The sequence below is a fragment of the Pseudarthrobacter siccitolerans genome (genome assembly GCF_030823375.1).
In the GTDB taxonomy this organism is placed as follows: Bacteria; Actinomycetota; Actinomycetes; order Actinomycetales; family Micrococcaceae; genus Arthrobacter; species Arthrobacter siccitolerans_A.
Genome location: NZ_JAUSXB010000001.1, coordinates 689,824 through 710,156 on the forward strand (window position 1 = coordinate 689,824; position 20,333 = coordinate 710,156).

At 61.4% G+C, this 20,333-nt stretch carries 17 protein-coding genes and 1 pseudogene; 7 read left to right on the top strand and 11 right to left on the bottom strand.

Annotated features, from left to right (window positions below; all coding sequences use genetic code 11):
- Positions 1 to 129: 129 nt before the first annotated feature.
- Positions 130 to 987, bottom strand: a complete 858-nt coding sequence (locus QFZ36_RS03325) for a hypothetical protein (protein ID WP_306633919.1) — start codon at positions 985 to 987, stop codon at positions 130 to 132.
- On the bottom strand, positions 971 to 2,737 hold the full coding sequence (locus QFZ36_RS03330; RefSeq protein WP_306633920.1) for an FAD-dependent oxidoreductase: 1,767 nt from the start codon (positions 2,735 to 2,737) through the stop codon (positions 971 to 973). Before QFZ36_RS03330 ends, QFZ36_RS03325 begins: the two co-directional genes overlap by 17 nt.
- A gap of 237 nt (positions 2,738 to 2,974) precedes the next feature.
- On the opposite strand from QFZ36_RS03330, the gene QFZ36_RS03335 reads away from it, so the two are divergent.
- The 5 genes from QFZ36_RS03335 to QFZ36_RS03355 all read left to right on the top strand — a co-directional run bounded on the left by QFZ36_RS03335 (position 2,975) and on the right by QFZ36_RS03355 (position 6,613).
- Positions 2,975 to 3,337, top strand: coding sequence for a UBP-type zinc finger domain-containing protein (locus QFZ36_RS03335; protein WP_306639069.1), 363 nt, complete (start codon positions 2,975 to 2,977; stop codon positions 3,335 to 3,337).
- A 63-nt stretch (positions 3,338 to 3,400) separates the two neighbouring features.
- A complete protein-coding gene (locus QFZ36_RS03340) occupies positions 3,401 to 4,093 on the top strand; it encodes a histidine phosphatase family protein (protein WP_306633922.1) in 693 nt (230 codons plus the stop codon).
- A 24-nt stretch (positions 4,094 to 4,117) separates the two neighbouring features.
- The gene (locus QFZ36_RS03345; protein ID WP_306633924.1) at positions 4,118 to 4,672 is read left to right on the top strand and encodes a DUF3090 domain-containing protein; all 555 of its coding nucleotides are present in this window, start codon (positions 4,118 to 4,120) and stop codon (positions 4,670 to 4,672) included.
- A complete protein-coding gene (locus tag QFZ36_RS03350; protein WP_306633926.1) occupies positions 4,672 to 5,439 on the top strand; it encodes an SCO1664 family protein in 768 nt (255 codons plus the stop codon). The genes QFZ36_RS03345 and QFZ36_RS03350 overlap by 1 nt, the downstream gene beginning before the upstream one ends.
- Positions 5,440 to 5,578: 139 nt before the next feature.
- Complete coding sequence (locus QFZ36_RS03355) at positions 5,579 to 6,613, top strand: AAA family ATPase (protein WP_306633928.1); 1,035 nt, start codon at positions 5,579 to 5,581, stop codon at positions 6,611 to 6,613.
- Between the two features lie 79 nt (positions 6,614 to 6,692).
- On the opposite strand, the gene QFZ36_RS03360 is transcribed toward QFZ36_RS03355, so the two are convergent.
- On the bottom strand, positions 6,693 to 7,496 hold the full coding sequence (locus QFZ36_RS03360; protein WP_306633929.1) for an AraC family transcriptional regulator: 804 nt from the start codon (positions 7,494 to 7,496) through the stop codon (positions 6,693 to 6,695).
- A gap of 65 nt (positions 7,497 to 7,561) precedes the next feature.
- Here QFZ36_RS03360 and QFZ36_RS03365 point away from each other — a divergent pair.
- Positions 7,562 to 8,075, top strand: a pseudogene (locus QFZ36_RS03365) (VOC family protein).
- Between the two features lie 213 nt (positions 8,076 to 8,288).
- On the top strand, positions 8,289 to 8,669 hold the full coding sequence (locus tag QFZ36_RS03370) for a RidA family protein (RefSeq protein WP_306633931.1): 381 nt from the start codon (positions 8,289 to 8,291) through the stop codon (positions 8,667 to 8,669).
- Positions 8,670 to 8,701: 32 nt separating this feature from the next.
- Here the strand turns inward: QFZ36_RS03370 and QFZ36_RS03375 are convergent, their stop codons facing one another.
- The 8 genes from QFZ36_RS03375 to QFZ36_RS03410 all read right to left on the bottom strand — a co-directional run bounded on the left by QFZ36_RS03375 (position 8,702) and on the right by QFZ36_RS03410 (position 20,243).
- Positions 8,702 to 9,334 (bottom strand): MBL fold metallo-hydrolase, encoded by a 633-nt coding sequence (locus QFZ36_RS03375; RefSeq protein ID WP_306633933.1) that lies wholly within the window; start codon positions 9,332 to 9,334, stop codon positions 8,702 to 8,704.
- Between the two features lie 258 nt (positions 9,335 to 9,592).
- On the bottom strand, positions 9,593 to 9,853 hold the full coding sequence (locus QFZ36_RS03380) for a type II toxin-antitoxin system RelE family toxin (protein ID WP_306633935.1): 261 nt from the start codon (positions 9,851 to 9,853) through the stop codon (positions 9,593 to 9,595).
- On the bottom strand, positions 9,850 to 10,098 hold the full coding sequence (locus QFZ36_RS03385) for a type II toxin-antitoxin system Phd/YefM family antitoxin (RefSeq protein WP_306633937.1): 249 nt from the start codon (positions 10,096 to 10,098) through the stop codon (positions 9,850 to 9,852). The genes QFZ36_RS03380 and QFZ36_RS03385 overlap by 4 nt, the downstream gene beginning before the upstream one ends.
- Positions 10,099 to 10,386: 288 nt before the next feature.
- Positions 10,387 to 12,351: a DUF262 domain-containing protein gene (locus QFZ36_RS03390; RefSeq protein WP_306639071.1), complete on the bottom strand. Its 1,965-nt coding sequence runs from the start codon at positions 12,349 to 12,351 to the stop codon at positions 10,387 to 10,389.
- Complete coding sequence (locus QFZ36_RS03395) at positions 12,351 to 13,730, bottom strand: DUF262 domain-containing protein (RefSeq protein ID WP_306633939.1); 1,380 nt, start codon at positions 13,728 to 13,730, stop codon at positions 12,351 to 12,353. Before QFZ36_RS03395 ends, QFZ36_RS03390 begins: the two co-directional genes overlap by 1 nt.
- Before the next feature lie 588 nt (positions 13,731 to 14,318).
- Positions 14,319 to 17,876, bottom strand: coding sequence for a helicase associated domain-containing protein (locus tag QFZ36_RS03400; RefSeq protein ID WP_306633941.1), 3,558 nt, complete (start codon positions 17,874 to 17,876; stop codon positions 14,319 to 14,321).
- A gap of 781 nt (positions 17,877 to 18,657) precedes the next feature.
- Positions 18,658 to 18,972 carry a hypothetical protein gene (locus QFZ36_RS03405; protein WP_306633943.1) on the bottom strand — a complete coding sequence of 105 codons (315 nt, stop codon included), beginning with the start codon at positions 18,970 to 18,972 and terminating at the stop codon, positions 18,658 to 18,660.
- The gene (locus QFZ36_RS03410) at positions 18,969 to 20,243 is read right to left on the bottom strand and encodes a hypothetical protein (protein ID WP_306633945.1); all 1,275 of its coding nucleotides are present in this window, start codon (positions 20,241 to 20,243) and stop codon (positions 18,969 to 18,971) included. The genes QFZ36_RS03405 and QFZ36_RS03410 overlap by 4 nt, the downstream gene beginning before the upstream one ends.
- Positions 20,244 to 20,333 lie beyond the last annotated feature (90 nt).

The window sequence follows — 20,333 nt, forward strand, 5'->3', positions numbered from 1 at the left end:
GCTAATGGCGATTGGCAGGGCAGCACCGAATCTTGCCGGAATCCGTGCTCAACGCTGCGCCATCCCTGCAGTGATCGCACGGGCAACCCACAGGGCTGAGGTGAGCCATCGGGAGGCCCTTTACGTAATTCAGGTCCGGGTTACCGGCGAACGGGATAGTGCGAGTGCCCATCCGCCGGCCACGCCGATGGCAAGTAGTACGGTTACGAAGCCGATCGCCGGTGCGCTCTGCCATGTCAGGGCGTCCCCATAGCGCAGCAGGGCAAGTGCCTGCAGAACGACGAAGGCAACGGAGGTCAGGGCCACGGGGCGGACGGTGCGGAGGTCGCGGCTCCACTGACCTTGTGCGGCCGCCCACCCCAGACCGACCAGCCATGCTCCAATCGCCCTCGCTGTGAGCTCGGACAGTGTCCACGGCCACCACGCCGCAGCGAGAGTGGGTACTGCCAGGAGCGCCACGCCGAACAACAGCAAAACACCCGCGATTCCCGCCAGGAGCAGCCGGAGCGCAGGGGGTAGCACTGGCCGTCCCGCGCTGACGGATTCTCGCACAGAACGTAGAGACCGGACCTGCATCCTGCTGATGACGAGCATCGCCACGGGCACCATGGCATAGATTGCCAGCCACGCCCAGGTGGCTATTTGGGCAGTGGGGGCAGTGTTCGGTGACAGATGGAAGCGATCGAGGTGAAGCAGGGTGACTCCGAGGGTCAACGCCGTGAAGATGAACACGGGCCAGACGGCCAGCTTCGCTGAATCCCAGCCCGCCGAGCGGGCGCCTGTCACCTCCAGGCCGGCGGCCGACCAGTATGCCGCCCCGAGGAAGACCGCGGTCATGGGCGGATTGACTGTCCACGCGAAGAACTCAGCAGTCCGGAGCGGAAACACGAACAGCACCAGCCCGGCAAGAAACACGAGGAAAGCAGCGACGTAGAGCAGCCACCGCATCGGCGGAAGCAACGGTGCGACCTCAGCCGAAGGGGACATCACCGGGCCGCTCCTCAAGCACGGCTGCCCCACCAGGTGCAGGGGGCGAGGCAGGCAGTGGGTTCTCGGCCAGGTAAGTGTGAAGCATCGAGACCACGGTGGCGCCGTCCCCCACTGCGGTAGCCACTCTTTTGATTGAACCGGACCGCACGTCGCCGATCGCGAAAATGCCGGGCATGCTGGTTTCCAGCGCCAACGGTGGCCTGTCCGGCCTGGCGGACCCGGCGTCACTGACTTCCCGGCTGGTGCCCGTGCGCAGAAAACCGGCTGGATCACACTTGACGGTGTCGGGCAGCCAGGAGGTCCGCGGCACCGATCCGATCAGGACGAACAAGCCGCCGGCTTCGATCTCCTCACTCGGGGTCGATCCGACGGCTCCGGATGCGGCGACCTTGACGGCAGCAAGGAATCCGTCCCGATCGCTGACCCCCACGATCTCGGCGCTAAAGCGGATCGCTACGTTCCGGGTGGCCTCAAGTTGGGAAATGAGGTATTCGGACATACTGACCGAAAGGGTAGGTCCGCGCACCAGCAGCGTCACCTTCTTCGCGTACTTCGCAAGGTGCAGGACCGCCTGTCCGGCCGAGTTGCCGCCACCCACGACACAGACGTGCTTTCCGGCCATCGACGGCGCCTCAGAGACAGTTGCCCCGTAGAAAACACCTCTGCCGACCAGATCCTCCAACTGAGGTATGCCGAGGCGACGGTAGTCCACGCCGGTTGCAACCACCACTGTGCGGCATCGCACCACACTGCCATCGGAAATCGACACTGCATACAATGCTCCATCGACTCCGACACCCTCCACCTTCCGCAGGAACAGGAAGTCTGTGCCTAGAGTCCAGGCCTGGTGAAATGAGCGAAAGGCCAGGTGGGCGCCACTCACACCGCGGGAGAAGCCAGGGTAGTTGCGGATCAAGGAGCTGGTGCCGGCCTGGCCTCCCACAGCCTCTCCCTCCACCACCATGGTGGAAAGACCCTCGGAGGAGGCATAAACGGCGGTCGCAAGACCGGAGGGCCCCGCTCCCACCACCACAACATCGAAGATCTTGTCCGCCGGTGGCGGTCGCGTCACCCCCATCGCTTCGGCAATCTCCAGGTCGCTGGGGTTCTCGAGGACAATGGGTGGAACGGTGAACTCCAGCACCATAACCGGCAGCACGGGGTCGTGCAGGTTCAGGCTCTCCAGCGTCCGTTCCGCTGTCTCGGACCCAACAGGGTGGAAGCCCACTGGGATGTGGTTTCGGCTCAAGGAGTCGCGCAAGGTATGGGTCCTTTCGTCGCCTACCTCCCCGATTAGCCGGACCGCCTCGAACCCGACCCCCTGTGCCAGGTGCCAGTCGTCGAGGGCGTCGGTAATCGCCCCATGGAATTCTTCGTCGCGCAGTCGTTCGGGACGTATGATCACCAATTCGGCGTACCCCTGCGCGATCGCCCGGAATACAGTGGGGGCGCTGGCGAAGTCACCCCATGTCACCACAACACCACGCTTGGCGGCCGGGTGAAAGCCGTAGGCACGTCGCAGGAAATCGAGTCCACCGCGGTCATCCGGTCCGTAGCACCCAAGTATGAGGGCTACCGGGCGATTCCAGCGCCGAAGCCCCTCAAGCACAGCCCGCCCGTGGGCGTGGTCGGCGCAGGTCACCACCTCGTAGTCGGCACCGTAGCGCCGACGTAACTCATCTCCAAGAATGCGCCGCGAGGTCGGGTCGGTGGTGGCAATCAGCATGATCGGAACCGGGTGATCCATGGCCGCCGTCTTTCCGGTTCAATGGTTCGGTGGCGCTCACGATACTCGCGCCCGGCCATTAGGGACAAGGAGTCCCCGTTCCCTCCGGAAAGGTCCTTCGGCCGGAGTTGTATCAGCCCCCGGTTGTCGCCTCGATGTTGCCATTCCAAGGGCCCGGAGATTCTGCCAAAATAGCTCCCGACGGCGGGCAGGCGCGATGACTCGAGCAGAACCGGAGCGGTAAAAATGGAAAACCCCATGGAGGACCGCCCCATCCCAGGAATCAGCCTCACCGCCGCACCCAGTGGAACCGGGTGCCTGGAGTGCCTTAGCGGTGAAGGCCCAGGATGGTGGCTGCATCTTCGCCGCTGCGCAGAGTGCGGCCACATCGGATGCTGTGATTCGTCGCCCTCACAGCACGCCAGTGCCCACGCGAGAACCGTCGGGCACCCTGTCATGCGGTCCTTTGAACCTGGGGAAGACTGGTTCTACGATCACACCACGAAGAAGTCCTTCCGCGGCCCGCGGCTTCCGGATCCTCAATCCAGGCCACCGGAGCAACCGGCACCCGCACCGGCAGACAAGGTACCGGAAGACTGGCCGGAACACCTGCACCGGTAACCGCGGAGCCGGAATCGACCGCGCCGGCGGGATTCGGCGAAGGATGCTGGTTAGGCTGGATGGATGGCGACAGTTATCCTCGTGCGGCACGGCCGCACCACAGCGAATGCCGCTGGAATGCTGGCGGGCCGGGCGGCCGGCGTCAGATTGGACCAGATCGGGCGCGAGCAGGCAGCTTTGGCCGGAGACCGGCTCGCGGTGGTGCCCTTGGCTGGGGTGGTATCGAGCCCCCTCGAGCGCTGTCAGCAAACCGCCCAGCTGATCCTCGAGCGCCAGGCTGGCAATCCTTGCTCGCCGGCCGATCCCGATCTCACCGAGTGCGATTACGGCCTGTGGCAGGGCCGGACGCTCAATGATCTCGCCACCGAGGATCTGTGGGCTGCTGTGCAGTCCCAGCCGTCCGCCGTCGTATTTCCCGGCGGTGAGTCCATGGCGGCGATGCAGTCGCGGTCGGTAGCCGCAATCCGACGCCACGATGCAGCCTTCGAAGCCGAGTACGGGCCAGGAGCCGTCTGGGTGGCAGTAAGCCACGGTGACATCATCAAATCCATCCTGGCCGACGCGCTCGGTATGCACCTGGATCTGTTCCAACGCATTAACGTGGGCCCTGCCTCCGCATCGATCGTCCACTATGGTGCTGTTCGGCCGAGTGTCTACGCGACGAACACTGATGCTGGGGACCTGTCGTGGCTGTCGAAAGGCATCAACTCTGGCGATGCGCCGGTGGGCGGCGGGGCAGGGCAAACAGCGCCGTAAAGCTCATGTGCCTAAAATACTCACATGCCCACACTTGTTCACGAGTTTGCCTGGCCTGACCGGGTTGTCATCGGTACTATCGGCGCTCCCGGGGAGCGCGCGTTCTACCTGCAGGTACGGACAGGCAAGCAAATTGTGAGCGTCGCCCTGGAGAAGCAGCAGTCGGCCCAGCTCGCGGAGAAGATTGACGAAATCCTCGATCAGCTCATCACCCTCGAGGGCAACCCCTTCAGCGTTCCCACGGGCACTCCCGTCGAACTCGTCGACAATGACCAGCTCGAGGCGGTTACGGAGCAGTTTCGGACCGGAGCCATGACCCTCGGTTGGGACCCTGCCACGGCGCAGGTGGTCATCGAGGCATATCCGATCATCGAAGTCGATGCTGATGACAACGACGAAGCGCTTGATGGGAACGGCGCTGACGTGCCCGAAATGTTGTTGTTGCGGATGCCGGTTGGCACCGCCCGCGCCTTCGCCAAGCGGACCCGGGAGGTGGTGGGCGCCGGGCGGCCCGCATGCACGCTTTGCGGCTATCCCATAGACGCCGACGGGCACGTCTGCACCCTGCCCGAGGTCTGATGCCGGCACCCGACCTGCTGACTGCCGAGCTGACCCTCACCGGGCGCATCACGACGGCGTCGAACGCCACCTTCCTGGGCAGCATCGGTGACACCAGGGTCGTTTATAAGCCGATAGCCGGGGAGAAGCCGCTGTGGGATTTTCCCGACGGCTTCCTTGCCCACCGGGAGGTCGCCGCCTACCTGGTTTCCGAGGTCCTCGGCTGGAACGTGGTGCCGCGCACCTGGCTCCGCGATGGTCCTGCAGGCAAAGGAATGGTGCAGCTGTGGCAGGAGACTGACCACGACCGGAACGCCGTGGATCTCGTTGCGGCGGGCGAGGTACCGGAGATCGGGTGGAAACACGTTCTCGAGGGTCAAGATGAGAAGGGGCAGATGGTCGCCCTCATACACGAGGACACGCCGGAGCTCCGACGCATGGCGGTGTTCGACGTCGTCGTCAACAACGCCGACCGCAAGGGCGATCACATCCTTGCAATGTCAGACGGACACCGGCACGGCGTGGACCATGGGCTCACCTTCCACCGTGACCACAAGCTGCGCACGGTGCTGTGGGGGTGGCTGGGAGAAACGCTGACCGCAGAGGAGCGTGACGGCATTGATCGTGTCAGCGAAGGACTGCACGGTGAGCTGGGCCGGAACCTGACGGACCTGCTCAGCGTCGAAGAAGTCGCCGCGCTCGCCGCACGCTGCGCCCGGTTGCGGTTGGCAGCAAGGTTTCCGGCTCCAAGCGGTGAAATGTCGGCTGTGCCCTGGCCGCTGTTCTGAGAAATTACGGCTCAGGGCTTCGCAGAATATTGCCGTTGTTGTAGGCCTGAACGATTCCCGTGTATGACCCGCGGGGGCTGCAGAAAAGGCAGCGCTCCAGACCCCACCCCGGCCGGGAGTCGAGTATTAGAGTGGATGCATGGCTGCCAGCCGCAATCCGCTCGATGACCTGCGCCAAACCATCGGCCATCTGGCCGATCAGCTCAAGCTGCCCAGTTCGGAGCGCGTCGACGACCTGGTCGGCGATCTTATCGGGGCGAGGCCCGGGCCGGCCCGGCCGCTGTCCGAGGTGCAGGCCGAGCTCGACGCGCTGGTCGGACTGGAGACCGTGAAGGAACAGGTGCGGGGCCTCGTCGCTCTGCTCCAGGTCCAGGCCCGCCGTAAGGCGCACGGCCTGCCGGAGGTGGCCACATCACAGCATCTGGTGTTCCTCGGAAACCCGGGCACGGGCAAGACCACCGTGGCGCGGCTCCTGGCCGAGATGTACCGCGCGGTCGGTCTGCTGCAGAAAGGCCACCTGGTCGAGGTCGACCGTTCGGGCCTGGTGGGGCAGTACGTTGGCGCGACCGCCATCAAGACGGATCGGGTGATCCGGCGTGCGCTGGACGGCGTCCTGTTCATCGACGAGGCCTACGCGCTGGCCCCGGAGGACGGCCGGATGGACTTCGGCCCCGAGGCGATCGAGGTCCTGCTGAAGCGGATGGAGGACCACCGCCACCGGCTGGTCGTGATCGTGGCCGGGTACCCGCGGCTAATGGAGTCCTTCCTGCTCTCGAACCCCGGACTGCGCTCCCGGTTCGCCCGCGAGATCACGTTCCCCGACTACTCTGTCGACGCACTCCAGACGATCTTCCACCAGATGCTGGCCCAGCACGAGTACACGCTGGAGCCGGGTGCGGAACAGATGCTGCGCCGCATCCTCACCGGGCTCCACGCGGGCGAGGACTCCGGCAACGCACGGTTCGCCCGCACCCTGTTCGAGCAGGCGCTCAACCGCCAGGCGCTGCGGCTCTCGCTCGACGGGGAACAAAGTCTCGACGCGCTCGATCGTGAGGCCGTCATGACGCTCACTGCGGACGACATCGTCGAGGCCGCGCTGGCCCTGGGCGAGGAGCCGGAACCGGAACCGACGCCGGAACCGGAGCAGCCACGCTGGTGGCGCTGGCTGGTCTGAGCGGACCTGCTGCGGCTGTGAGGCGAATACCCGTTCGCCCCCGAGCGGGAAAAGCACAGCTCGTCAGCGTCGGGTCGAGCTACCCGTCGTGGTGCCTATCTGAGACCACACGCCGGTATGTGCTCGGCGGCAAACCCAGGTACCTCCGGAAGTCGTTAGTGAGGTGTGCGTGGTCGGCGTACCCAAGCTCGGCAGCTACCGCTGCCAGATCCGCTGAAGCATCCAGGCGGATCCGCTCAGCAGCATCCTGAAGTCGACGACGGCGGATCATGGCGGCAGGGCTGAGGCCGATGTACTTCTTGGCCACGCGCTGCAAGGTCCGTTGCGAGACCGCCAGTGCAGACGCCGCATCCTCGACGCGGACTACAGAGCCGTCCGAACCAATGACGTCCATCAGCCGGTTGGCCAGCAATGACTCCTCAGATACCGCAGGCCCTGCGAAGCAAGCCAGCCACCGGGCAAAGGCATTCACTGCTCGTCCGCGGCGCGCATCGCCGTCGTACGTTGTCATGGCCTCCGAGACGGAACGGCGCAGGTCTTCTGCGGCCACAGCCACCTCCGTGTCGCACAGGCTGAAGGGGTCGTCAGTGAACAGCGACACGGCTGCCGGACGCAACAGTGCACCGACCGCCCAGCCGTGTCCGGTCAAGTCCCGGTGGGACGCCCGGGTGGTTGGCCCGGAGAAGACGACGCCATCCAGCTGTACCACGAGGTTGGAACCGGGATGTGCAATCAGATGTTGGCGGGACGTGCGGCCGGGCTCGATGTTCCACTCGGGCATCCAGAACCACTGGACGAGCTCGGCCACCGGGTCCGGCGCTGGAAGGCGGTGGAAAGTGGGAAGCCGGGCCGGGTTAAGGATCCCCTTGAATGACCTCTCCATAAGTCCCCCTGGGCTGTCGCGAATTTTCAAGCGCCGCCGCTGACGCGGCATGTAGCGTCAACGACATGACAGATACTACAAGCAGGAAATCGACCGTTGCCGCCCACGGAGAGCACACCACGCACGGGATTCCCAATGGCCTGACGAGCCTCACGCCGTTCCTCGCTGTGACCAGCGCCAGGGAAGCGATCGCCTTTTACAGGGGACGTTTTCGGCGCCCGCATAGTCGCCGCTACCGAGATGGGCGGGGTAGTGGTCCATGCAGATCTCGACTTTGGGAACGGCCGCCTCCAGCTAGGGGAACCCAACCCCGACTACCACCTGGTCCCCGCGCCGGAGGGTGAAAACGACTGCTACTCCCTGGGCTTCTATTGCCCGGACGCAGACAGCCTGGTGAAGCGGGCAAATGAGGCCGGAGCCATCATCCGCGAGCCACTGGCCACCTTTGTCTCGGGCGACCGTTACGCCAGTATCCGCGACCCCTTCGGCGTCCGCTGGTCCATCATGACCCGCGTCGAAGACCTTTCTGAGGAGGAAAGCAACCGCCGGGTCGAGGAGTGGGCGGCGCAGCAGGGTTAATGGCGAGGTCACAGGATTATTTGCTGTGGCTGGTGACGTTGATGACGCGGCCCGTGGGGTCTCGTATACCCGGCGCGGGACCCTTCTGCTTCGCCAGAAGGTCTCCGTGAGCGAGGCAGTTATGGACTATAGGGGGGGCATCAAGGGTTGCGCTATTCGGTGATGACTGTGATTCTGCTTCCAGCATCCATGCGGGCAGGGAAAGGACCGGTCATGACGAGGGAGATCGTTACATCAGCCACGGTGCCGAGTTCGCCATTCTTCAGCCAGGGCGTTAAGGCGGGGCCGTTCGTGTTTGTCTCGGGGATCGTAGGTATCGATCTGACCAGTGGCGACCTCGCGGGCGACAGCATTCAGGATCAGACGCGCCAAGCTCTTGCGAACTGCGAGGCCGTCCTTCAGGCAGCGGGTGCAGGCTTGGGAAACGTCGTTGAGGTCGGCGTGCTGCTTAGTCGTCCTGCAGACTTCGCGGGATTGAATGAGGAGTACGCGCGATGGTTTCCGGTTGACCCTCCGGCACGGTATGTGGCCAAGCTGGGCGTCGAACTCCCGGGAATCCTCGTTTCAGTACGCATGACGGCCTATATCGGCTGAGGAGTCCCAGTGTGCGTCGGAAAGCGAGTGGTTCATGGAGAGGCTATGGCTCCAGGCCTCCATGGCGTGTGCGCGTGTGTCAGCCAAACCATTTCAGGGTGCAAAGAGCGCACCAGCAGCTGCCCCTCTGTGCGAGGGTTATCAAGTTCACCGAACCGAACTGCTGTATCGCCAGCGATGATGGTGGGACCGTCGTCACCGTCAATGACGACGATCTGTGACCCCCGGGTGTGACCTGGTGCCGAAAGAAGGCGCACCGCCGGAAGCAGTTCAAGCTCCCTGTCTACGGGAACATAGTGCATCCCAGGCGGGTCCACCCATTCCGGGATCGTGTAGTCGTTTTCGTTGCGGGCGTCTTCGAGTTCCTGACGCTGAACGTAGACGGGCTTGCCCGCGAAGAGATGGTTACCTCCGCAATGGTCGAAATGCAGGTGGGTATTGACGACGATGTCCACACTGTCGAGGTCGAAGTCCTGCTCGTCCAACGGGTAAAGGCGCGGATCCATGTCCGCGACCGCTGGATGGAGCTGAGTCATGCCGGTGTCCACCAGCACGCGCGCCTCGGGGTGATCGATGATGTGCACGTAGACCGGCATCAGCTCACCTTCGGCAAGCAACTCGGCCACACGAACGGCAGTAACACGGATTGCAGCGGAGGAATTCACTTCCTCACCATAGTCCCTCATCAAGGCCGTGACGCGTTGCGAAAGCCACAGATCGCGCGGCCACGCGGAAACCGTGGTGGTCCCGTCAACTTTTCCTTGGCCAGCACCAGAGAGAAGGATGCCAGCTGCGGACGGCAGCCTTGGAGGCCCCAGTGCTGGCACGGCCGACGCCGGTGACTCATTATCCGTGGAGCCGAGCGCGCAGACATCAACCGCCGAGCTACCGCGTGGCGATGTTTGCCTGCAGGTCGGCGGACGTCACTTCTGGTAAATGTCCCGACGATGCCCTAGGTTGACGACCACTACCAAGAGCACGTCGTCCTGAATGGTGTAGATGATCCGATAGTCACCCACCCGGACCCGATAACCTGGGCGGCCGCTCAAGGCAATTGCTTTGGGCGGCCGTGGGTCTTGGCCGAGGAGTGCGATAGCACCCTGAACGCGTTCTTTGTCCTCAGGATGAATTTTCTTAAGTGCGCGGACGGCCGCAGGTCTTAGCTCAATCCGGTAGGGACTCATGCCCAGCCCAGATCCGCCTTCACCTGTACCCAGGGAATGTTCTCCCCTTCTTCCGCCATTGCTGCATCGAATGCCGCAACGTCCTCGACTTCTTCCAAAGCATCAAGCATCTGCTCATATCGCTCCGGCGATACTAGAACTGCTGCCCGACGTCCGCGACGCTCAATGAATACCGGCTCCGACTCGGCCTTTTCGATCAGCTCCGGTAAGTGTGATCGGGCGTCAGTGATGTTGATGGTCGACATGCAAACAAATGTACATCCGCTGGCACCAGGTGCACATCTGCTCCATGCGAAATGAGCGAGTGTGAGACCCAAGCTTACTGGCGGAAAGCGCCAAATGCGGACCGTCGTGGTTCCGCGGTTTTAGTGGGCTACTGCCGATGTTGGCTGACTACCCTAGTTGGCGAAATCAAGAGGTGATGTGGGGTCACAACCTGGCAGCTTGGAGGTACAGGACTTCGTTCCGGCGCTGTCATGGAGCCTCCTGCGACTGCGAGACCCGAACCGAGTCAATCGGCTCGGACGGCCTCGTCAAGGACCCGCAAAGTGGATGTCAACATCGTAGCCAGCCTCTCGTAGGTCCTCGCGGAGCACGTTCACCATTGCCCTGTCGTGATGGCGAATTGCCGTCTTGTCCCATGTCGTTCCGCTCTTGACCAAGTCCGACATGAGTTGAAGTTTGGTGCTCTGCCTGGCGATCTCTGTCTTGTTCGCCTTGTACAGGGGCAAGTTGTTGCTGAATTTGGAGTTCGTGCTGACACTCACTAGCGCGAGGTTTCCCAACATGTGGAGCTCCTTATCATCAGGCGTCACCAGGTCCCAGCCGTCATCGTCTCGGTTGGCGTACTGAGGGAAGAAGTGCTCCACGGAGTTCCGGTACACGAAAGTGAAGTTGGGGTCGAGAGGGGAGGCGGGACCGGCACCCCCCGTTGCCAACAGGTAGTCAAGGTAGGTGAACACGATTCGCTCAATATTGAATCCGGCTGGCTGGGACCCGACAAAGAATGCTTGCTGCACCTTCTGGCGCGCGTGTGTCCTTAAGACGGCGAGGATCGATTGAGCCGCGTCCTGCTGCGTCAGGCCGATGATCGGTTCGCGTAGGATTCTCGTGATCCAGTGCATTGTCCGCGGGGAGGTGTAGGTGACTCGGAACATTGATTGGAGCAGCAGCACGTCGCGTGTTGCATCGTCAACGGGGGTGTCTTCCCACTCCGCCCTGTCGGGCGAGAAGGCGTTGGGAAAGCGCGCATTGACCGTAGTGCGTTTGCCTCGTTGAGAGGCTGACTCTCCCCGGGTCAGGCGTTTTAGAGACCAGGCGCCGTCGTCAGCGTTGGTTGCCGTGAACTCGCGCTTGAGAACGTAATTGTCCAGCACGAACTTGCATCGCAGGAGAACCTCGATAAACCGCTTGACCCGGTCCGACCGCTGAGTCTCGGAGAGAGGTTTGAAATGGCTTTCGAAAAGCTTGATCAACTTGCCGTCATCGAGGTGGCCATCGACGTCGTCCTCGCCGTCCGTCTCCCTCAGAACTTTTAGCGCGTGAAGGAGCAAAGTTGGGAACTTGATGGGCGACTCGAACCGGCGACTTTCGGAGTCTTCCTCGGTTGGCTCCGCAGCGGTTCTGGCGTAGAGCCGGAGCGCTTCGCCCATGCTCACGCCCGCACTCCGGCTCACGCCACTCCGGGCGTGAACCTGCGGCCTTTTGAGGATCAGGTCATCGAATGTCGAAACCGTAAGGCGGTCCCATCTCGGACTAAATATTTCGTCTCGCAAGTCGGTGTTGTTTGGAGTCAGCGCCATTTGGATGTACGAGTTCATCTCAGCGCACCCGTCCCAGACCCACCCGAGGCAAGCCCTATCGTCCTCGACCTCTCCCGCCTCGTTGCGCAGGTAACTCATTAGTCGCGCCTTGATAATGTCGACCTGCTCCAGCTGCTGGCCACGGGTGTTCATGATCTCGAAGTACTTATTCAAGTCGGTCTGTACAGGGAGAATCGCTCGCACGAGCTGCACGTTATCCTCTAGGAATCTCTGAAAAGTGTCTCGTTCTTCGGGGGTGCTGAACTTCGCCATGCGCGACTTGATCACCTGAAAGCCCAAGTGGATGCCGGCACCTTCGTCATCGTCCGAAGTCGTGAGGCGCGTCAGCGCTTGGGTCGCGTTCCTCCGAGATTGATACGTGAGTTGCGCCTTCGGAGCGACTCCGAGGTGCGTCAATAGCATCAAAAGGGTTGTCAATCGTTGCTGACCATCAACGACCTCGAAGGCCACGCCATCCCTCCTGAGGCCGGGAGGCTTCCGGGCCACTATCAAATTACCTAAGAAGTAATCGTCAGCTTCCGCCTGTGCTGCCGCCCACACGTCATCAATGAGTTGCTCGATCTGCTCAACGCCCCAGGCGTAGTTGCGCTGATAAATTGGAATTTCGTAGTGCGTTTTCACCTCATCAAAGAGCTCGCCGACCGTAAACAAATTCGCTGCTAAGTTTTTGATCATCAACCGGCCAACCTATCCAAGAGGCGCATCAAATCCTGCTCATGCTTTGGGATGTCGTCTCGTCCTTTGACCTCGACGCGTAACCGCCGAAGTTCGGTCGAGGTCTCAGCACTCCGAAGAAGAACGAAAGCCGATGCACTGTGGTCTAAAGAACTGGCGTGGTTGTTCACGGTGACTAGCTGAAGCCGCTGGTAGCTCGTCCGGAGGGTGTAGGCCCACGTGAACAACCGGCTCTTTGCCTCGCGAATCTCGACGTCGCCGAATTTGTTTGTGTAGTAGAGCAGTGCTGCCAGATAAAGCTCGGAAACGTATCGATACCTTGCTCGCGATGGGAGCTCGCGAAAGTCGTCGTCCGTGGAGGCGAAGTGGCCCCAAGACTTTTCCTTGCCCTCGTCCCCGTCCTGTTCATCGAAGCCCTCTTCGCGGAGTCTTCGTAATTCTGCCAACATGAACGTAACCATCTCGAAGAAGGACCGTCCTGCGACCACGGGTGCGTCGATTTGGAAGCGCGTTCGGTTGGTCATCCGGTTCGCTTCATCGGAGTGCTCAACCCAGGCCGCGAGCATAGGCACGGCGGTTTGAGCAGCGAGGTGGTAGCGCGCGGCAGGCGTGCTTGCCGATTTGGGTGTCAAGCCCTTGAAGGAGTCGATGTATCGCGTTGAGAAAGTTGGTGCGGAAAGTCCACGCGTCCACCGCTTGATACGCCAAAGGTACGTTGAGAAGAGCCGGTCCAGCTCTGCATCGGGGACATTCTGCCAACCCTCGACGAGGGCTTCTCGCATAGCGTCAGACTCGTCGCTCATCTCGCGCAGATGGTATGCCTTCAGCAAATCGTGTGGCAGCAGGGACTTGCCCCGATAGTTCTGTGAGTCGAAAACCCGAAAAGCCTCGTCCGCGTCATCCGTCTCCACTCGAATGATTTCGCAGTTGCTACGGATGAAGTCAGCAAAAGCTTTAGTTGGCTCCTCCATGCGTCTGACACGACGGGCCAACTCCGTACGGACTAGAACTACACGAGCGGCTGGGTCCTCCTGCTCGATCGGCAGGACCTCGATATGGCCTTCGCTCGCCTCATCAAGTAGATCCAGCAAAATTGTCAGGGTCAAGAGACGCTGCTGGCCGTCGACAACGTGGATCTGAACATTCTCATTGTCCCTATGGAGGATAACGGCGCCGAGCACATATGAAGGCCATTGGGCCTGGTCCGCATTTGGCAAAGCTTTTTCTGCCCTAAATGCCTCACGGATGTCGTCGAAAAGTTGGAGAGCAGTGGCAGGCTCCCAGCTGTAGGGCCTTTGATAGGACGGGATCGTCAGTCCTTCATCTAACAGCTCACCAACGGTGACAACTCTGACGCCCTTCTCGCGATCAATAGCCACACGCACCCCTCTCGCAAATTGGGCAACCAACCAGCAGCCCGTCATTGAGACTCTAAGGGACTAGCTGCCCTACACAGTGCTTCGCGCGTCGAACTACAGCGAGTGTCTTATGAAAGCTCGGGACTCAGTGTGACATGCAGCCCTTATTGGAAGAACTTCCATCAACGTCTCGGCGGAATCCCGCAGAAAACTGGTCCGACCAGCAGCCGGATAGTGGCACGACGATATGGAAGTTTGTGTGCAATTCCGCAGTTTTGCTGCATCCACTGCGGCGCAGTTCCGGCGCCTCAGACTGGTCCCCCCACGCACGGCGAGCTTGTACTCTTTGGGTGCGCCAGCGTTTGGGGATTCCTTCCAGATGCGATGGAGTCAGATTGCCTGCCCGGCAACCTCCGGAAACGCAACTCGGTTGCCGGAGGTTGCCTCGTTGGTTGCCGCCTGCGGGACGCTACCGGCTGATCGGGGTCTTCTATTTGAAGCTTCGATTCCCACGGTCCGGACCTCCGCTGACCGAAAGCCGAGAAGCCTCGCTTTCGGCCACTGGCCTTCGGCACCCGACCATGATGAAGGACCTCCCGGTCCGCTCCTTCAGTCCCCGGAAGAGCCCATGTCGGGAGGGAACACTGCTAGATGCCAGCGCAGCAGTCTAGCGTCCCGGCATTCCCGGCCAATTCGCAGCCCGTCCAGGAGCTTCTTGGCAGCGGACTCCCTTGGCACGTCAGTGATGTGCCAGTTTGGGTTTTCGCCAGTTGGGGCTACCCAACCGGCGGAAACGAGAAAGTGCGAATTGAGCGGCCAGACGTCGGCAGAAAGAAATTCCTCAGAAACGAGTTCCAAGGACAATCCGGATTTACGCGGGGTGGCCTGCGCATAGGGTGCACAGTCCTCCCCCGTTCCGTACCCGTATTCAATGCTGAGGAAGTCGTCGTCTTTGAGCCACAGCAGTTCGTCTGTCAGCGACTTCACAGCATCGGCCCACAGAAGCACTTGCCCGGGTCCTTCCGAGGCCAGGCTCCGCCATTCGCCTTGGCCGTTGGAGGGCGGACTCGTCCTAGCCTCCCCGGTCGGTAGTTTCGCAGACCACCTCAGTTGCGCAGGATTCGTGACGCCCCGGCATTCCCGCAACCCGGCGAGGAGAGTCGACGCGACGTCCTTAACCGGGACGGACTCCTTGACCCACACGTCATGGGCATCTCGGACCGGTGCCCAGCCAAGTTCGAGCATCCGTCGGACATCTTGGGGCCAGTCCTTCGTCTCGACAACCAGGTTTGAAGGGAACGAGCATTCGGCTCCGTCAGCTCTGATCGTCGCAGTTGCGAACAGTGGAATGTCCAGGTCGTCGCCTTGTTCCACGACCCGGAGTTCAAGTGAGGCGCCCTCTGGGGTTCGGGACACAGTTTCGGCGAGCAAGTGTTGGACTCGGTGCCATTCGTCCTCGGAGTCTACGGCGGCGTCCTCCCGCGTGAGGTCTGTGCTCTCCGCTACCAGCCTCAGTCCGTTACTCAAGACACCGAATTCTGTATGCATGCTGAGAAGTGATGGTCGTTCCATTCCCCGCACTAGCTGCTGTTTCACCCAGTCGTCGTATGCGAATTCAGTCTTGGGAGAATGGTCTAGCTCCGATGCCGTTTCTGAAAAGTCGAGCGCAGCACGGATGAAGTCCTGTCCCTGCCAGTTCCGTGCCTGCAAGATCGGGGGAAGGCCTACCGCAGTTAGGGCCCCATTCCACGACCCTCCGCCGAGCAGAGCGGACACAGTTTCAGCTGGGACCGGCCAGTCCAGGTAGTCGGATTCATCAAGAAGTTCTCGGAACCGGGCCCGGCCCAGATCGTACTCCCGCGCGTAGAGCTGCCTACCCGGTGCACGATTCAGCTGCCTCCGCGCTCCCATAACGAAACACACTGCACTTCGCCGGGCTGAGGCAGGCGCACCGGACAAGAAGCGTTCAAGGTCCTCCACGACGCTTGCTTCCGCCGGTGAAAGCGGTTCAGCCAGGTCTGCGCTGAGCCCCTCAAGCATGCCGTAAACCGCGAAGACGCCATAGTCGAGATAGGGGGAATTGCAGCTCATCGGGTAGTCGACGTTAAGGATTACTTCGGGGCAGATTTCCTTGTAGACGTCGGCAGCCAGGCTGTGCAGCCAGTGGAACCTGTGCTTCAAGATCATTGACCTGCGCACCGATTCTGCAGGTAGCCAGCCCTCGATGCGACCGGCGTCGACGTCGTCCTGAATCATTCGACGCAGCGCTCGAACTTCACTCGCGATGGCGTCCGCACGGCTTTGTTCGTGCTGAACGTTAACGATTTCTCGGAGACGGTCGAAGAACTTTTTCGGAGAGTCACGGTCGGCGTACAGATGAGCTATCCGTTCCCCTTTCCCGTAAGCGTCCAGAATCATTCCCCAGGCTTCGTTCTCTCCGGTTGGGGTTACTTTAGCCACATTGTTCGTCTCTGGGTTCTGATCCGTCTGGAGCGCGCGAAGCGCTGATTCGACTTCGGGTCCGCCGTCTACGACTCCCCGCAAAACGCCGCTGGCCCAGTTAGCCAAGGACGCTTCTGCTTTCTCACCGCTCGGAGTCGGAAGCCGGCCAAACCGTTGCAGGAAGTCGTTGTAGTCAGCCAGACGTCGCTCGTGTCGGACTTGGCGCGCAGACTTCAATGAGTCCGCATACTCAAGCACAAGCGAAATCTCATTGGAGAGTGGCACTCCTGCAGCCCGGAGCTTCCGGTGCTTGACCAACCACGCATAGACCGGCGACCCGGATCCCTGGATATGGCCTGCTTCAGTCAACGCCGCCATAACCTTTGCGCACTCCGCGTTCTCCAGGGCAGCTTTTCCTTTCCGCTTCTTGACAGGTTCAACGTCTTTGGCGGTCTCCGCTACTCGGGTGCACTCTGCAATGAGCTCAGTGATGCTCTCATGGATTTCAGCACCCCCAGCTGTCCGAGATCCGTCGAGCCGGCGCTTAACCCAGAAGGCGAGGTTCTTTTCTTCCTTGGGCGCCAATTTCGCAAAGCCGGGCATGCGTCCGTTCGCCTTTACAAATTCCTTCAACTTCTCAAGTCGAGCATCACGTTTGTGCTCGGTATGGGCTTTGAGTTCATCCGCGAGTGCCAGGACCTCCAGGGTTTCCGGCGACATTTCCGTGCCGGCGGCACGAAGCCGGCGCGCGTTCGCGATCCAGCCGTGGGTCTGGCTGTCTTCGGTGCTCGAAGGGACGTGGTCGGCGCACTCAAGCACCTTTCGTGCTCTCTCCCTTGCGACGATCTCGTTGAATTCTGTTCGCGATGGGTACTCCTCGTAGAGGTCGAGGATGCTCTGTCGGCGCTCGGCGTACTCGCTCGGCTCGTAAGCACGGGTGCTTTCGCGAGCGTGATTACGCATCCAAGCTGCAATCGTCCGCTCTTTCTCCTCATCCAGACTGAGCGCACCGGTGTCGGCGAAGCTGGCTCTAGGAATGTGCCCGTGTCGGGCGCACCATTCCTGGGCCTCCAGCAGCATTGCGTCAGGATCAGCGTTCTTCCTGGTCGCCAGCGCGCCGGGAACTGCGCCGAGCAGTTTGATCTCTTCCTGAGGCATGCTCCCATCTTTGAACGACATTCGCTTGTTGATGAGCCACAGGGCGAGCCCGCGCTCTTCTTCCCGCGTACTCAATGGCATTCGCCCGTGCTCGGCATGGAATGCCTCTAGGTCCGCAACCCATTCCGCGAGTGCCCGGATTCTTCGCGTTGAACTTGCCGGCACCAAGGGCTCAAGCAACTCCGAGCGTTCGGCAGAGAGTTCTCCCTTATTACGTGCGATAACTTGAAAATTTAGCCATGCAGCGAGACTGCGTTCGGATGTATTTACGGCACCGTAAAGCGGGCGCCTTTCGTTTGAGCGAATGAATTCTGCGAGCTCCGTAATCCGATCTGCATACGTTTGCCTCGGAGTAAGCGCGTCCCCAAGATCCTCGATCAGCTTCAGACGATTCTCGGCCAGGTTACCGGCGTTCCTCAGCGTCTGCTGCGAAATAACCCACCGTCCCAAGGCTGCTTCAACAGCTTCCTTAGACTCTGCCCTTGGGCGACGCCCGTTTTGCTCAATGAACGCCTTCAGTTCACCGAAGCGGGTAATAAAGCGGTGATCCTGGTCTTCGCGTGGCATAGCCGTCCTCGTCTTCATGTCCTCAGGCCGTTCCGACGTCCTACCGCAGGCCCTTTGTTTCTCCCCATACGCTAGCGCAATATATATCCCCACATTCGGGCCACAACATCAAGTTTCGAGTCACAAGAGGACAACAAATTTCGGTGCGCCTATACCCCGGAAATTTAGTGCGGTTGGCTTCTTGAATAACGATCTGAATCACCGGAGTTCCCGGCGAGGTGTGGCTAGGTGTCAAATGAGGATCATTTCTTGCTGCGCCTTTCCCAGCCCAGCCGCCCACGGAGAGGTAGTTTCTCGGCAACGGCTTCCATCTCCCCGTCATACCGATCTGGATCACAGACCATTCCGTCACAGGCGCACGCGTCGCGTTCGATGATCGCTGCCTGTCCCTGCCGGATGCGACGAGCAAGCCTTACTACCTCCGCCCCAAGTCGGAGTGGGAAGCAGCTACTGCGAGAATCACGGGACCAGCGCATGAATTGTGGAATGCACGACACCGCAAGTGCACGCTGTTGAAGGTGTCTTGGGTTATTTACGAGACAGCAGGTGGACACGGGGCTGAGTTGGGAGTACGTGCCCTTGTTGATGGGCTTGTGAAACTGGCCGAAAAACTATTGCCGCGGCGGATCCTGCCTAGGCAAGTGCTTCGGAGCAGGCAGTTGTGGCCAGTCGATATGAAAGTTTGAGGTGCCGGCACCGGCCGTCGAGGTTGAGCTCTAATGCGGGCGGGCCGGTCGGCTAACGGGATTGTCAGACGCTGTATTACTTGAGGACTTGCGGTCTAATCAAAGGACTCGTGCTGGCCCACGTCGCCTCGCCTCTGCGCGACTTTCATGGCCACCCGAACCGCTTTAACCCGGATGTAGTTGAACGTCCTCACGACTTCTCCCGGCGATACGTTTCTCTTCTCCAGGGACCAGGCGACCAGGCGGTCGTAATCCTCGAGCGCCTCTATGTCCTCTGATAGGGCACTGTCGGCCAGAGAAGCCATGTAGGCGTCGGCAAGGCTGTGGCAGTGCTCGCCTGTGTTGCGGTTCTTTATAAAGCCAGCCTCCATGGCTGCGGCGAGTTCTGCACTGTAGGCGTCCGGGTTCATTCCTCAGGCCCCGTCTCCGGCGTGCCAGCCGTGTCTCGCTTCCGGGACTTGAATAATCCAGCAACCCTTCCACTCGCTGCGCCGGTGGCACCGGCCAGAGCACCGCCAAGGCCTTTGACCGCGGCGAGGGCCTGCGGCTCGTCCGGGATGCCGTCACCGTCAACGTCCACGGCACGGAACGGGCGGGACACAGCAACGGCGGCGCTTGCCACACTCGAGCCCACGGCGGAGGCACCCGTTGCCACCCCTTCTCCAACTGTGCTGGCCGTCCCAGTGATCCAGCTTCCCGTGGACTTCGCGGCATCCTCCAAGGCTGCAAGCGCCCGGTTGGGTTCGGTTTCCTGGTCGTCGGCGTCGGACAACTCGATCTGCAGGGCAAGGTAAGCCGGGAACTCCGCCGGAGCCTCAGGGAATGCTTTACGGGCGGACTCAACGACGTCCCGGCCAAACACGAAACGGCTCACGCCGCCAGTCAGCGCACCCACTCCATATTCGATCGCCGTCTGATGCTTTCCGTTCAAGGTTTCCCGCACGGTGTCCAGCTGACCCGTTTGCATGGTCCGGACGAGGCTTTGCGCTGCGCCGCTGGGCAGGGTATCAGCCAGGGTAGTCGCCCAGTGGGACCAGTCCCCGCTGGCGGCCGCGAATTTCTGGCCAACGCCCACCACCCCCTCGGGAGAAGTCTCCGCGACGTCCTTGGCCATGATGGCAATTTGCTCCTGGCTTACCCGCTCATTGGTCAGCCCGTAGACCAGGGCATGGGCCTGGTCCTGGTCAAGGGCCTTCCCGTGGATGTCAGCGAGGGCCAGGCCGAAGATCGCCGTGAGCTCGAATTGGAGCTGCTGATCCCCGGCAGGGAGCAGTGCCGCGATCCGGTTGGCGCCGTTTTTTGCCGCGCCCATGGCCATGTTCTTGGCGGCCACCTTGGCCGCTTCCTTGGCGGTTACCTGTACGGTCTTCTTGGCGGCCTGCTTGCCTGCAGTCTTGAGACCGGCGGCAGCGACTCCCCCGCCAGGAATGAGGGCAATTCCAACTTCAGCTGCGATCGATCCCGCAGTGATGGCGGCTCCTGCAGCCGTGATTGACGTGCTGTAGTGACGTTCGAGCAACCTGATCACTTCCGCAGGTGTGGCCTCCGGACGCCGCCGCCGAATGCGTATGACGTACTTGCGCGCGATTGAGTGACGCGCACTGACAGCCTTCGCTATGTCTGCGTTGGCTTCCTCGTCATCCAGCTGTGTCTCCAGCGTGACAGCTTCGCTCTCAGTCATTTACGTTGTCCCCCTCTAAACCTCAGGCTCAAACCCTGAGCCCTTCTATCAACGCTTCAATTCAATTCGCGGCAGAGGGGGTGAGACTCC